Raw genomic sequence first — 12,675 nt, forward strand, 5'->3', positions numbered from 1 at the left:
GGCTACTTGCCGAGCCCCGCGGAGACGCTGCGGCCCGTGCTGTGCAGGTCGTTGCACGCTTCGATGACGCGCTGGGTCATCGAGGCCTCGGCCTTCTTCAGGTAGCTGCGCGGGTCGTAGACCTTCTTGTTGCCGACCTCGCCGTCGATCTTCAGGACGCCGTCGTAGTTGGTGAACATGTGCGCCGCCACCGGACGGGTGAACGCGTACTGGGTGTCGGTGTCGACGTTCATCTTCACGACGCCGTAGCGCAGCGAGTCCTCGATCTCGGACTTCAGCGAGCCCGAGCCACCGTGGAACACGAAGTCGAACGGCTTGGAGCCGGCGGGCAGACCGAGCTTGGCGGCGGCCACCTTCTGCCCCTCGGCCAGCACCTCGGGCTTGAGCTTGACGTTGCCCGGCTTGTAGACACCGTGGACGTTGCCGAAGGTGGCGGCCAGCAGGTACTTGCCGTTCTCGCCGGAACCCAGCGCGTCGATGGTCTTCTCGAAATCTTCGGAGCTGGTGTACAGCTTCTCGTTGATCTCGGCCTCGACGCCGTCCTCTTCACCGCCGACGACGCCGATCTCGACCTCGAGGATGATGTTGGCGGCCGACGTCAGCTTCAGCAGCTCCTGCGCGATCTCCAGGTTCTCGTCGATCGGCACCGCGGAGCCGTCCCACATGTGCGACTGGAACAGCGGGTTCTCGCCGCGGGCGACGCGCTCGGCCGAGATGGCCAGCAGCGGCCGGACGAAACCGTCGAGCTTGTCCTTGGGGCAGTGGTCGGTGTGCAGCGCGACGGTGATGTCGTATTTGGCAGCGACGACGTGGGCGAACTCGGCCAGCGCGACGGCACCGGTGACCATGTCCTTGATTCCGAGACCGGAGGCGAATTCGGCGCCGCCGGTGGAGAATTGGATGATGCCGTCGCTACCGGCGTCGGCGAAACCTTTGATCGCCGCGTTGACGGTTTCCGACGACGTGCAGTTGATGGCCGGGAACGCGAAGGAGTGTTCCTTGGCGCGGGCCAGCATCTCCGCGTAGACCTCGGGCGTGGCGATGGGCATGTTTTTCCTCTCGGCGAACCTGCAGTCTGGGCCAGTATGTCAGTCACGCGAAGCTGAAGTGCGGCACCGGGGGACACCCGACAGCTCATGCGGTCAGACGGTCAAGACCATCCGGTAGCGCGCGTGGCCGCTGTTCATCCGGTCGAAAGCTTCGGCGGCCTGCGCGAGAGGCCGTTCCTCGATGACGGCGCGCACGCCCGTCAGCGCGGCGAAGTGCAGCGTCTCCTCGATATCGCGTGAGGTGCCGGACGGATGCCCGATGACCGAGAAGCCACCGTTGATGAGGTCGAGCGGGCTGATCGGCAGGGCCTCGGGCGTGACACCGACCGTCACGAGCTGCCCCTCGGGCGCGAGCCCGGCAACCGTGGCGGCCATTGCCGTCGAGCTCGCGGCGGTCGCGAGCACGACGGTCGCCCCACCGAGGCGCCGCAGTTCGGCGGCGACGTCCGAGGCGTTCGAATCGATGTAGTGATGGGCGCCGAGCTCCTTGGCGGCGGCCTCACGCTCCGGCCCGCGCGCGATCGCGACGGTCTCGAAGCCCATCGCCCGGGAGAACTGCACGCCGAGGTGGCCGAGGCCACCGATCCCGATCACCGCGACCAGGTCGCCGGCCTTGGCGCGCGTCTTGCGCAGCCCGTTGAACGTCGTCACGCCCGCGCAGCCCATCGGGGCGGCCTCGGCGAACGAGAACTCGTCCGGGATTCGGGCCAGCGCGGTCGCGGGCGCCGTGACCGATTCGGCGTATCCGCCGGGGTAGTGCCAGCTCGGCACCTCCATGCGTATGCACTGCATGAAATGGCCCTGTCGACATGGGACGCAGCGGTTGCAGTTGCCGCCGAACCAGCCCACCGCCACCCGGTCGCCGACGACGAAGTCTTCGACGCCGTCGCCCAGTTCAGCGACGGTGCCGGCGATCTCGTGGCCGAGGGTGATCGGCCACGAAAGTCCCGGGAAGTGCCCCGCGTGGAACTCGCGGTCGGTGCCGCACACCCCGCACGCGGCGACCTCGATGCGGACGTGGTCGCGCGGCGGCGAGACGGTGTCGACGTCAGCGAGTGCGAGCGGGCCGTCGGCTTGCGCAACGTGAACTGCCCTGTGAGTGGCCATGCGCCGACCTTATGGGCGATGTGCGGTTAAGGGAACAGCCAACACACACCGGTATGTTGACCCCATGATCAGCACGCTGTCGCTCATGCCGGACTTCATGGATCCGGTGAAGCTCATCGCCTATTTCGGCACGTGGGCGCTGGTCGGACTGCTGGTCGTCATCTTCGTCGAGTCGGGCGTGCTGTTCCCGATCCTGCCCGGCGACACCCTGCTGTTCGTCGCGGGCATGCTGGCCGCCGGCACCGCCGCCCAGGCCGAGGTCGCCGCCCAGGCCAACTTCAACATCTGGCTGCTGATGGTGACCATCCCCGTTGCGGCCATCCTCGGCGGGCAGGTCGGATACTTCATCGGACGCTTCCTCGGTACCTCGATGTTCAAGCCCGACGCCCGCGTCCTCAAGCAGAAGTACCTCGATGAGGCGCACACCTTCTTCGAGGAACGCGGACCGTTCGCGATCCTGCTGGCCCGCTTCGTGCCGATCGTGCGCACCCTGGCACCCATCACCGCCGGCGCCGCCCGGATGGGTTATGGCGCCTTCACGCTGTACAACGTGATCGGCGCGATCGTGTGGGGCTGCGGCATCACGCTGCTGGGCTACTGGCTGGGGCAGTTCCCGATCGTGCAGAAGCTGCTCGAGCCGATCTTCATCCTGATCCTCGTCGCGTCCATCACGCCGATGATCTGGGAGTGGTACAAGCGGCGCAAGGCCGCCGCGACGGAGGGCTGAGCCGGCCCGACGGTCGGGTTCGAAAAACTTTGGTCACTTTGTTAGCGCTGGTCACGGTAGGTAACTAGCGTCACATTTCCGGCGGCTTCTTGTCGGTGATTCGAACTAATGTTCGATGTATGGGATTGACCGATCCAGCCGCTGTCGAGGAGGCGTACGCCGCCTACGAGGCGGCGCACGCGCGGCTCGCATCCCTGGACTACACCGGCCTGGACGTGGCGACATTGTTGGAATTGAAGTCCCGCCGCGAGAGGTTGAGGTGCGCCGCCGAGGCGGTCGATCACCGGATCTTGGTTGCGGCGCAGTCTCAGGTCACGGCCCGAGAACTGGGCGCGAAAAACTGGGCCGAGGTGCTGCGCATCCGGCTGCGCCTGGACACCACCGAAGCCCACCGCCAGGTCCGCGACGCCCAGCATTTGGCGGCCCGCACCGGGCTGACCGGCGAACCGCTGCCGCCGCTGTGGGAGTTCGTCGCCGCGGCCCAGGCCGACGGCGCGATCAACACCGAGCACGTCAAAGTGATCGGCCAGTTCATCAACAAACTCCCCGGCTGGATCGACCCCACCACCAGTTCACAGTTCGAACAGTCCCTCGTCGCTGGGGCGCGGCACCAGACCCCCGAAGAACTGCGCGCCGCCGCCGAGGCCCTGCTGTACCTGCTCGATCAGGACGGCCCCCTGCCCGATGACGCCGAACGCGCCCGCAAACGCAGCTTCCGCATCGGTAAACAACAACCCGACGGCATGTCCAAAGTGGACGGCTGGCTCGACCCCGAAGCACGCGCCACCCTCGAAGCAGTCCACGACAAACTCGGCGCCCCCGGCATGTGCAACCCCGCCGACCCCACACCCTGCCAATCCGGCACCCCCACCCAGGCCCAGATCGACCACGACACCCGCAGCACCGACCAACGCAACCACGACGCCCTGGCCGCCATGGGCCGCATCGCCCTCGGCACCGACCTCGGCGACCACAACGGCCTACCTGTGGCCATCGCGGCCACCTGCACCGTCGCCGACTTGGAGCGCGGCACCGGCCACGCACTCACCCTCACCGGCAGCCGGTTACCGATCCGCGATCTCCTCCGCATGGCTGCCCGCGGCGCCGACCACTACCTCGTCGTCTTTGACGACCACACCGAACAACCGCTGTACCTGGGCCGAGCGCGTCGCACCGCCACCGTCGCCCAACGATTCGCCCTCTTCGCCCGCGACCTGGGCTGCACCAAACCCAACTGCACCGCCCCCGCCACCCGCTGCCAAGCCCACCACGTCGACACCGACTGGCGCGATGATGGCCCCACCGACATCACCAACCTCGCCCTGGCCTGCGGCTGCGACAACCGCCTCGCCGACACCGGCGGCTGGCACACCACCATGGTCAACGGCCGCGCCCACTGGACCCCACCACCACCACTGGACGTCGGCCAACCCCGAACCAACCACTACTGGCACCCCACCCTCTACCCACAGGAGAGTGGCGATGATGGCGGCGAAAGTGACTGTGCAACAAACTGATTGGCCGACGCAGCAGAAACCCTTCGCTGCGGCGCTGATGGTCGCCTTACCGGGGACGGACTGAAGCGCACCCTGGCAGGCCGGTCCAACCGGCAGCCGACCTACAGCCCCAAGGCTGCGGCCAGCTCGCGCAGGCCCGGCCGCGGGTCGGCGGTCGGATGCTCGCCGAGCATCTGCACGACGACGTGGTCGGCGCCGGCATCGAGGTGCGCCTTCACCTTCGCCGCTGCGTCCTCGACGCTACCCATCCCGACCAGCGCGCGGGCCAGTCGTTCGGATCCGCCACGGACCAGATCGCTCTCGTCGAAGCCCTGGCGCAGCCACGAGTTCCGGTAGTTGGGCAGGCCGCTGTAGACGTTCAGGTGATCGTGCGCGCGGCGCAGCTGTTCGGCGTCATCACCGCCGACGACGACGGCCTGCTCGGAGACGATCCACTTGTCCTGCCCGAGGATTTCCCGCGTCGTGGCAGTGGCCGACGGCAGGACCAGGTACGGATGCGCACCGTCGGCCTGGCTGCCCGACAGCTCGATCATCTTGGGGCCCAATGCCGCAAGCAGTCGGGGCGGCCGGCCCACCCCGGGTTCGATGACCTCCGGCACGGCGGCCATGCGCTCCAGGTAGCTGCGCATCGTCGCGAGCGGCTTTTCATAGGTGCCGCCCATCCCCCGCTCCACCAGCGGGCCGTGACTGACGCCGAGGCCCAGCACGAACCGTCCCGGGTACAGCGCGGTCAGCGTGCGGGCACCGGCCTCGGCGGCCGACGGCAGGCGCACGTGAATGTTGGCAATGCCCGTACCGACCACCAGCCGGTCGGTGGCCGCGAGGAACGCCGCCGATTCAGTGAGGCATTCCTTGCCGACGGTTTCGGGCAGGAACAACGAGCCGTAGCCCATGGCTTCGATGTCGCGGGCCACAGCCTGAGCGTCCGGCATGGCCCAGCTGTCGCTGGCCCACCAGACGCCGATGCGGGACGGAAAGTCGATGCGCGCGCGTTCAGTCACCAGTCCACAATCGCCTACCGCCACCCGGACGGCGACGCGGGGTCACCCCTGCAGCCGACCCGACAGCTCGTGAGCCTGCTCGAGAAGCAGCCGCCCCAGTTCACGTCGACGCCCGGCACGGAACCGGGTCTCGACACCGGTGAGGCTCAGGGCCCAGCCGGGCAGGCCACGTCGGTCGAACACCGCGGCCGCCATGCCCCAGCTGCCTTCCACCAGGAGCGCGGGATTGACGGCATAGCCGGCGCGCCGGGTCTGCTCGATGCGCTTGCGGATGGCCGCTTCGGAATGATTTGGCCCCCAATTGGTTTCCGGCTGTTCGCGGGAGAAGTAGTCGTCGACGTCCGCGGCCGGTAGGTGGCTGAGGATCGCCAGCCCGGCGCTGGCCACCCCGAGCGGAAACCGGATACCGACCTGCAGGACGTGCGAGCGCAACGGGAAGCTGCCCTCCTCGCTCAGTACGCACACGGTCTGATCGCCGCGACGGGCCGAGAAGAACGCACTCTCGCCGGTCTCGCGTGCCAGCCGCGTCACCACCGCACGCGCCTGATCGGTCACGTCGTGGTGTTGGGCCGCACCGACCCCGAGCAGATACAGCTCGGGTCCGAGTGACCAGCGGCCGGTCTTCTGATCCCGGCTGACCAGATGTTCGTCGGCCAGCGCCGTGAGCAGCCGGTGTGCCGTCGGCCGGGCCAGCCCCGCCAGTTTTCCGAGCTCGGTGGTGGAGGCGCCTTCGGGTTCGGCCGTGGCCACTGCCCGCAGCATCGCCCCCACGCGGGCGACGACATTCGGACCGGTCATCACCACATCCTAGGCGTTCATCCAGTGAACGCACATGGCGTCAATGCTCACCATGTGAACACATTCGACCAGCTTCGAGCAGAGACTTGCCTTGTCAGCGGCGTGCCGTGTTGAGTGGGTCACGCGTTTACTGGATGAACGGAGTGTCATGACCTCGAAGGTGTACGCCTCGGCCGCCGCAGCGGTCGCCGACATCGGTGACGGCGCCACGCTGGCTGTCGGCGGATTCGGTTTGTGCGGCATCCCCGACCAACTCATCGATGCCATCGCCGCGTCGAGCGCCACCGACCTCGAGGTGTTCTCGAACAACTGCGGCGTCGACGGCGTCGGCCTCGGCGTGCTGCTGGGCCTCGGCAAGGTCCGTCGGGTCACCGCCTCGTACGTCGGCGAGAACAAGGAGTTCGCCCGCCAGTACCTGTCCGGCGAGCTCGAGGTGGAGCTCACGCCGCAGGGCACCCTGGCCGAGCGGATGCGCGCCGGCGGTGCCGGGATCCCGGCGTTCTACACCCCGGCCGGCGTCGGCACCCCGGTCTCCGACGGCGGTCTGCCGTGGCGCTATGCGGCCGACGGTTCCGTCGCTGTTGCCTCGCCGCCCAAGGAGATTCGCGAATTCAACGGCAAGCGCTACGTGCTCGAGGAGTCGATCAACGCCGACTTCGCGCTGGTGCACGCGCTGCGCGCCGACACCGCGGGCAACCTGGTCTTCAACAAGACCGCACGCAACTTCAACCCGCTGGCCGCGATGGCCGGGCGGATCACCATCGTCCAGGTCGAGGAACTGGTGCAGCCCGGGGAGATCGACCCCGACGACGTCCACCTGGCAGGCGTGTTCGTACAGCGCATCGTGCACACCGGACCGCAGGACAAGCAGATCGAGAAGCGCACGGTGCGAGAGGATGCCAAATGACCGGCTGGAACCGTGACCAGATGGCCGCGCGGGCCGCGGCCGACATGATCGACGGCGAGTACGTCAACCTCGGCATCGGCCTGCCGACGTTGATCCCCGGCTTCCTGACGGGCGACGTGCACGTCACGCTGCACTCGGAGAACGGCATCCTGGGCACCGGCCCGTACCCCACCGAAGACAACGTCGACCCCGACCTCATCAACGCCGGTAAGGAAACCGTGACGGTGAATCCCGGTGCGGCGTACTTCGATTCGTCGCTGTCGTTCGGGATGATCCGCGGCGGCCACATCGATACCGCGGTGCTCGGCGGCATGGAGGTCTCGCGCACCGGTGACCTGGCCAACTGGATGGTGCCCGGCAAGATGGTCAAGGGCATGGGTGGCGCCATGGACCTGGTGCACGGCGCCTCGCGCGTCATCGTGCTCATGGAGCACACCGACAAGGCCGGCAACCCCAAGATCGTCCCGGTCTGCACACTGCCGCTGACGGGTCAGGGTGTGGTCGACCGGATCATCACCAACCTGGCCGTCATCGACGTGCCCGGCGACGGCACGCTGATCCTGCGCGAGACCGCCCCCGGCGTGAGCGTCGACGATGTCATCGCAGCGACCGGCGCCGAGCTGACAGTGCAGCTCGACTAGGTAGTCAATTACGCCGTTCGGCTGATGTGTTGTCGCCCTCCTCGGCCCGATAGTGACTTCTATCGAAACCGAGGGAGACATCGATGACCATCGCCGCCAGCCATCCTGTCAGCGTCTTGGACGCCGGCCTTCCGGTCATCGACTACGAAGCCGTCGACGACCCGGCAACCGCACACCGGATGATCAAAGAGGTCCGCCGGCAGGGAGCCGTGGCCACCGGCCCGCACGCACCTGAGGTACTGAGCTACGAATTGGTCCGTACGGTGCTGCGCGACGCGCGCTTTCATGAGCCCGGCGTGCGCGGGCTGGTCCCGCGCGGCGTCACCGGCGGTCCGCTCTGGGACCGCATCGGCAGTGCGCTGCTCAGTCTCGACGGCGAAGAGCACACGCGGCTCCGGAAGCTGGTGTGCAAGGCCTTCACCAGCAAGGCCGTCGGCCGGCTGGATCCGCTGATCGACGCCGTCCTGGCCGAGTTGGTCGATCCCGTTGCCGCCGTGGGCAATTGCGACATCGTCGCCGACGTCGCCCAGCCGTACCCGATCCCGGTGATCTGCGCGCTGCTCGGCGTGCCGCGCACCGACTGGCGGATGATCTCGGATTGGACCGACGACATCTTCAAGATGTTCTGGTGGGATGTGGCCGCACACGAATCGGAAATCCTCACGGCCTGGCAGAAATTCGACGACTACATCGACGCGATGATCACGGAGCGTCGCACCACGCTGACCGACGACCTGCTGTCCGCCCTCATCCGCGCGGAGGACGACGGCGACCGGCTCAGCCATCCCGAATTGCTCATGCTGTCCATGGGAATCCTTGCGGCGGGCACCGATACCACGCGCAATCAACTGGCCGCTGCCGTGGACACCTTCTGTGATCACCCCGACCAATGGGCGCTACTCGCCACGCATCCCGAGTTGGTGCCCCAGGCAGTCGATGAAGTCATGCGGTTCGCGCCGATCGTCCTCAATGTGCCGCGATATGTCACCGAAGATGTGGAGCTGGCGGGGTACTTCTTCCCGCGGGACTCACTCGTCGTCGCCAATACCGCTGCGGCGAACCGGGATCCGCAGGTATACGAAAATCCCGATCAGTTCGACATCACCCGGCGTGATGCGCAGCCGATGCTCACCTTCGGCGGCGGCGTGCACTACTGTCTCGGCTCGCATCTGGCGCGGTTGGAACTGGTCAGAGCGCTCACGGTGCTGACGCAGCGGATGCCGAACATTCGCCGCACGGGTCCGGCGCCATGGAAGCCGCTGATGGCGGTCAGTGGGCCGCAGACGCTGCCGGTGGAGTTCGACGCCGGGCACTGATCATGTGAGTGGTTGCGATTCTTCCGCGCGGGTACTCCGAGTTCGGCAGGCTGTCAGGAGCCGGGGTCGGGGTCACGACGCAGAAGAGGAGCACTTCATGAGGATCGGCATCATCGTGGGATCGATTCGGGATGGGCGCAGCGGTGCCGGCGTCGGCGACTGGGTGGCCGAGCAGGCCGCCCACCGCGACGACGCCCAGTTCGAACTCATCGACCTGAAGACCTTCGACGTGCCGCTGCTCACGGCTGCGACGGTGCCGGCCGCGGCCAAGAAACAGTACGAGTCCGAGAACGTGCAGCGGTGGAGCGCGGCGATCGACGCCTGCGACGGGTTCATCTTCGTCACCCCGGAGTACAACCATGGCGTCCCGGGCGCATTCAAGAACGCTGTGGACTCCCTCGGTTCTGAATGGTTCGGCAAGACAGTGGGTTTCGTCTCCTACGGCGCCGACGGCGGGGTGCGCGCCGTGGAGCAGTGGCGACAGATCGTCGCCAACTTCCAGATGCTCGACGTCCGTGCCCAGGTGTCGTTGTCGCTGTTCACCGAGTTCGGCGCCGATGGCTTCACCCCGCTGGAGCGGCGTGCCGGAGAACTGGCAGGGCTGTTCGACCAGCTGATCACATTGACCGCGAAAGTGGCCGGCTGAACTCAGCCCGCCGCGCCCTGCAACACTTCTCGGCCCGGCGCCGTGCCGGCGATCAACGGCACGTCCCGCCGCGGTCGCGACGGCCGGCGCGTGAACGTCCGGGACACCACGCCACGCACCAGCGGAACCGGCGACCACCAGAACCACCGCCCGAGCAGCCCCGCGATGCCGGGCACCACGAACGTCCGCACGATCAGGGTGTCGATCAGCAGTCCGACGCCGATGGTGGTGCCGACCTGTTCGATGCTCAGCACGTCGCTGGACAGCATCGCGAACATGGTGATGCCGAAGACGATTCCGGCCGTGGTCACCACGCCGCCGGTACCGCCGAACGTCCGGATCATGCCCGTCTTCAAACCCGCGTCCGGCCGACTCACCTCTTCGCGCAGCCGCATGGTCAGCAGCAGGTTGTAGTCCGCGCCGACGGCCACCAACGCGATCAACGCGATCGACGGCACCGCCCAGTGGAGGTCTTTGCCCAAGAGGTCCTGCCAGATGAAGCTGCTGACCCCGAGCGCCGAGGCGTAGGACACCACGACGGTGCCGATCACCACCGCGGCCGCCACCGGGCTGCGCAGCATGATCAGGATGATCAAGAACACGAGCGCCAACGCGACAGCCGCGAGCAACAGGAAGTCGTCCGACACATAGCCGCGAAGCTCCGCCGTGCCGGTGCCGAAACCGGTGACAAAGACCGTGTTTCGGACCAGCGTGCCCTCTTTCGTGGCCTCCCGGACCGCGGTCAGGATTTCGGGCGAGCGCAGCGCGCCGTCCGTGCCGAACACCTTGCCGTCACCGTAGACGAGCAGGCGCGTCGACCGGCCGTCGGGCGCGAAGTACAACCCGGCCGCGCGCTGGAACCGCGGGTCCTGCCACGCGCGCTGCGGCAGGTAGAAGCCGCCCGAGCCACTGTCCTGGAAGTCGGCCCGCACCCCGCGCAGGTAGTCCGTCAGCCCGGAGAACATGCCCCGGGTCTCGCCCACCGTCTTGGTCAATTGTGTTGTGACGGCGCCGAGTTGGTCGACGGCGGCGCGCATCGAGCGCACCGACGCCTGCGCACCCGTCAGCGACCTGGCCATGTCCGTGGTCCCGGCGCCGAACTGCCGCGTGCTGTCGGTCAGGGTGCCGGTGGCCGCCACCACCGAATCCATGGGCTCGACCACCTTGAGCACCAGCGAGCAGATGGCATCGGCCGCGCAATTCGGGTTGGCGTTCGTGAAGCCGCGCAACGGATCCATGTACTGCGACACCGAGGTGACGTTGTCCCGCAACTGCTGCATGCCGCCGTGCATGGCGTCGATCCCCGAGCCGAGTTGCCCGAGACCGCGGACGCTGCCGCCCAGCCCGTTCTGCAATTGCGTTATCGCCGAGGAGAACTGGTCCAACGTCGCGGACAGCTGGTTGACGGCGCCGAGCCGCTTGCTCAGCTGGGCCACCCCGTCGTCGAGCTGGTCGGCGATGGTGCCGGCCTGGTCGGTCAACGCTGCCTGCTCGGGCACCGACCCCGCCGGCCGTGACGCCGACTGCACCATGCGAATGCCGGGAATCTCCATGATCTTCCGCGTCACCCGTTCGACCGCGATGACGCCCGCCGGGTTACGCAGGTCGTGATCGGTCTCGATGGACACGATCTCGGGCAGCAGCCGGTTGGGCGGGAAGTGCCGGTCCATGGCCTGGTAGCCCCGGTTGGCGTGGGTGGAATCAGGTTGTGCGGCAAGCTCATCGAAGCCCAGCCGGATACCGGCGAGCGGGATGGCGCAGACCAGGAGAATCACCGACGAGGCCACCAGTACCGGTCCCGGCCACCGGGCGACGACCGTCCCGACCCGGCGCCAGCTCCGGCCGGGCACCTTGGCCGCGGCACGGCTTCGCGGCTGCGCCAGGCCATGCCGGCCGGCCAGCCCAATGAACGCCGGCAACAACGTCAGCGATGCGAACATCCCGGTGAGAATGCCGATGGCGCAGGGTAATCCGGCGCTGCGCAGCATGCCGACCTGGGCGAACAGCAGGCATGACAGCGCCGCCGCGATGGTCAGACCTGACGCGGCGATCACCGGCGCGACGCTGCGGTTCGCGATCACCAGCGCGTCCTCGTGGTCGACCCCGGCGCGGCGCTGTTCGTGGTAGCGGCCCAGCAGGAAGATGCCGTAATCCGTTGCCGCCCCGAGCACCATCGCGGCCAGGAGCGACACCGAGAAGATCGACACCTCGATCACGTCCCGCTCCCCCAGGAACGCCACGACACCCCGCGCGACCCCGAGCCCCAGGCCGACGGTCAACAGCGGGATCGCCGACGTGATCACCGAGCGGTAGACGACGAACAACAGCACCGCGATCAGCACCACCGTGACACCGGTGATCATCAGCATCTGCTTGTCGATCGCGCTGAGCTCGTCGGCGATGGTGGCGCCGGGTCCGGTGACGTAGGCGTGCAGGCCCGCGGGTGCCGGCGCAGCCGCGACGATCCGCCGCACCGCATCCAGCGCGGCGTTCGCCTTGGCGGCGCCGAGCTCGCCGCGAATCCGCAGCATCGTGTAGACAGCCTTGCCGTCGGTGCTCTGCGCGCCGGCCGCCGTCACCGGGTCGGACCACAGGTCCATCACCGAATCCACATCCTCGGTGTCGGCGCGCAACGTGCTCAGCAGGCGGTCGTAGTAGGCCCGCTCCGGCGCACCGAGCGGGCGATCACCCTCCAGCACCAGGTAATTGAGATTGCCGCCGGATCCGTCGTGGAACTGCTCGTCCATCTGGACGCCGGCGAGGTTCACCGGGGCATCGGCGGGCAGGAAGCCCCGCGCGTGATTGTGCGCCGTGCTTTCCACCTGCGGGACAAGCAGATTGCCTGCCGCCGCGGCCAGCACCCACAATCCGATGATCAGGACCGCGAAGCGGCTGCAGAATCTTGCGATGACGTCCCACATGCGTCCGAAACTACGAGCGACCAGGGCCCGTAAACGTCGTGCTGC

11 protein-coding genes are annotated in these 12,675 nt (G+C 67.7%); 6 read left to right on the forward strand and 5 right to left on the reverse strand.

Annotated features, from left to right (window positions below):
• Positions 1-2: 2 nt before the first annotated feature.
• Positions 3-1,049: a class II fructose-bisphosphate aldolase gene (gene fbaA / locus VXD91_RS18125; protein ID WP_346416011.1), complete on the reverse strand. Its 1,047-nt coding sequence runs from the start codon at positions 1,047-1,049 to the stop codon at positions 3-5.
• 93 nt (positions 1,050-1,142) lie between these two features.
• The gene (locus tag VXD91_RS18130) at positions 1,143-2,156 is read right to left on the reverse strand and encodes an alcohol dehydrogenase catalytic domain-containing protein (RefSeq protein WP_346416013.1); all 1,014 of its coding nucleotides are present in this window, start codon (positions 2,154-2,156) and stop codon (positions 1,143-1,145) included.
• Between the two features lie 64 nt (positions 2,157-2,220).
• Here VXD91_RS18130 and VXD91_RS18135 point away from each other — a divergent pair, with 64 nt between their 5' ends.
• Both VXD91_RS18135 and VXD91_RS18140 read left to right on the forward strand, forming a co-directional pair.
• Positions 2,221-2,883 carry a VTT domain-containing protein gene (locus VXD91_RS18135; protein ID WP_318985489.1) on the forward strand — a complete coding sequence of 221 codons (663 nt, stop codon included), beginning with the start codon at positions 2,221-2,223 and terminating at the stop codon, positions 2,881-2,883.
• A 119-nt stretch (positions 2,884-3,002) separates the two neighbouring features.
• Positions 3,003-4,400: a DUF222 domain-containing protein gene (locus VXD91_RS18140; protein ID WP_346416015.1), complete on the forward strand. Its 1,398-nt coding sequence runs from the start codon at positions 3,003-3,005 to the stop codon at positions 4,398-4,400.
• A gap of 101 nt (positions 4,401-4,501) precedes the next feature.
• On the opposite strand, the gene VXD91_RS18145 is transcribed toward VXD91_RS18140, so the two are convergent.
• Together VXD91_RS18145 and VXD91_RS18150 are read right to left on the reverse strand one after the other, a co-directional pair.
• A complete protein-coding gene (locus VXD91_RS18145; RefSeq protein WP_346416017.1) occupies positions 4,502-5,401 on the reverse strand; it encodes an LLM class F420-dependent oxidoreductase in 900 nt (299 codons plus the stop codon).
• Between the two features lie 42 nt (positions 5,402-5,443).
• Positions 5,444-6,199, reverse strand: coding sequence for an IclR family transcriptional regulator (locus VXD91_RS18150; protein WP_346416019.1), 756 nt, complete (start codon positions 6,197-6,199; stop codon positions 5,444-5,446).
• A gap of 148 nt (positions 6,200-6,347) precedes the next feature.
• Between VXD91_RS18150 and VXD91_RS18155 the strand changes: the two genes are divergently transcribed.
• The 4 genes from VXD91_RS18155 to VXD91_RS18170 all read left to right on the forward strand — a co-directional run bounded on the left by VXD91_RS18155 (position 6,348) and on the right by VXD91_RS18170 (position 9,709).
• On the forward strand, positions 6,348-7,106 hold the full coding sequence (locus tag VXD91_RS18155; protein WP_020100731.1) for a CoA transferase subunit A: 759 nt from the start codon (positions 6,348-6,350) through the stop codon (positions 7,104-7,106).
• Positions 7,103-7,747 (forward strand): 3-oxoacid CoA-transferase subunit B, encoded by a 645-nt coding sequence (locus VXD91_RS18160; RefSeq protein ID WP_212807180.1) that lies wholly within the window; start codon positions 7,103-7,105, stop codon positions 7,745-7,747. Before VXD91_RS18155 ends, VXD91_RS18160 begins: the two co-directional genes overlap by 4 nt.
• A gap of 83 nt (positions 7,748-7,830) precedes the next feature.
• The gene (locus VXD91_RS18165; protein ID WP_212807181.1) at positions 7,831-9,063 is read left to right on the forward strand and encodes a cytochrome P450; all 1,233 of its coding nucleotides are present in this window, start codon (positions 7,831-7,833) and stop codon (positions 9,061-9,063) included.
• Between the two features lie 97 nt (positions 9,064-9,160).
• Positions 9,161-9,709: an NAD(P)H-dependent oxidoreductase gene (locus VXD91_RS18170; protein ID WP_212807182.1), complete on the forward strand. Its 549-nt coding sequence runs from the start codon at positions 9,161-9,163 to the stop codon at positions 9,707-9,709.
• 2 nt (positions 9,710-9,711) lie between these two features.
• Here the strand turns inward: VXD91_RS18170 and VXD91_RS18175 are convergent, their stop codons facing one another.
• Positions 9,712-12,630: an RND family transporter gene (locus VXD91_RS18175; RefSeq protein ID WP_212807183.1), complete on the reverse strand. Its 2,919-nt coding sequence runs from the start codon at positions 12,628-12,630 to the stop codon at positions 9,712-9,714.
• Positions 12,631-12,675: the final 45 nt, after the last annotated feature.

The organism is Mycobacterium sp. SM3041 (genome assembly GCF_039668335.1).
GTDB lineage: Bacteria > Actinomycetota > Actinomycetes > Mycobacteriales > Mycobacteriaceae > Mycobacterium.

Bases quoted from the DNA above. Each gene is read 5' to 3' on its own strand.
- VXD91_RS18160 (WP_212807180.1), top strand. From the start codon at position 7,103: ATGACCGGCTGGAACCGTGACCAGATGGCCGCGCGGGCCGCGGCCGAC.
- VXD91_RS18140 (WP_346416015.1), top strand. From the start codon at position 3,003: ATGGGATTGACCGATCCAGCCGCTGTCGAGGAGGCGTACGCCGCCTAC.
- VXD91_RS18175 (WP_212807183.1), bottom strand. From the start codon at position 12,630: ATGTGGGACGTCATCGCAAGATTCTGCAGCCGCTTCGCGGTCCTGATC.
- VXD91_RS18155 (WP_020100731.1), top strand. From the start codon at position 6,348: ATGACCTCGAAGGTGTACGCCTCGGCCGCCGCAGCGGTCGCCGACATC.
- VXD91_RS18150 (WP_346416019.1), bottom strand. From the start codon at position 6,199: ATGACCGGTCCGAATGTCGTCGCCCGCGTGGGGGCGATGCTGCGGGCA.
- VXD91_RS18170 (WP_212807182.1), top strand. From the start codon at position 9,161: ATGAGGATCGGCATCATCGTGGGATCGATTCGGGATGGGCGCAGCGGT.
- VXD91_RS18165 (WP_212807181.1), top strand. From the start codon at position 7,831: ATGACCATCGCCGCCAGCCATCCTGTCAGCGTCTTGGACGCCGGCCTT.
- fbaA (WP_346416011.1), bottom strand. From the start codon at position 1,049: ATGCCCATCGCCACGCCCGAGGTCTACGCGGAGATGCTGGCCCGCGCC.
- VXD91_RS18135 (WP_318985489.1), top strand. From the start codon at position 2,221: ATGATCAGCACGCTGTCGCTCATGCCGGACTTCATGGATCCGGTGAAG.
- VXD91_RS18130 (WP_346416013.1), bottom strand. From the start codon at position 2,156: ATGGCCACTCACAGGGCAGTTCACGTTGCGCAAGCCGACGGCCCGCTC.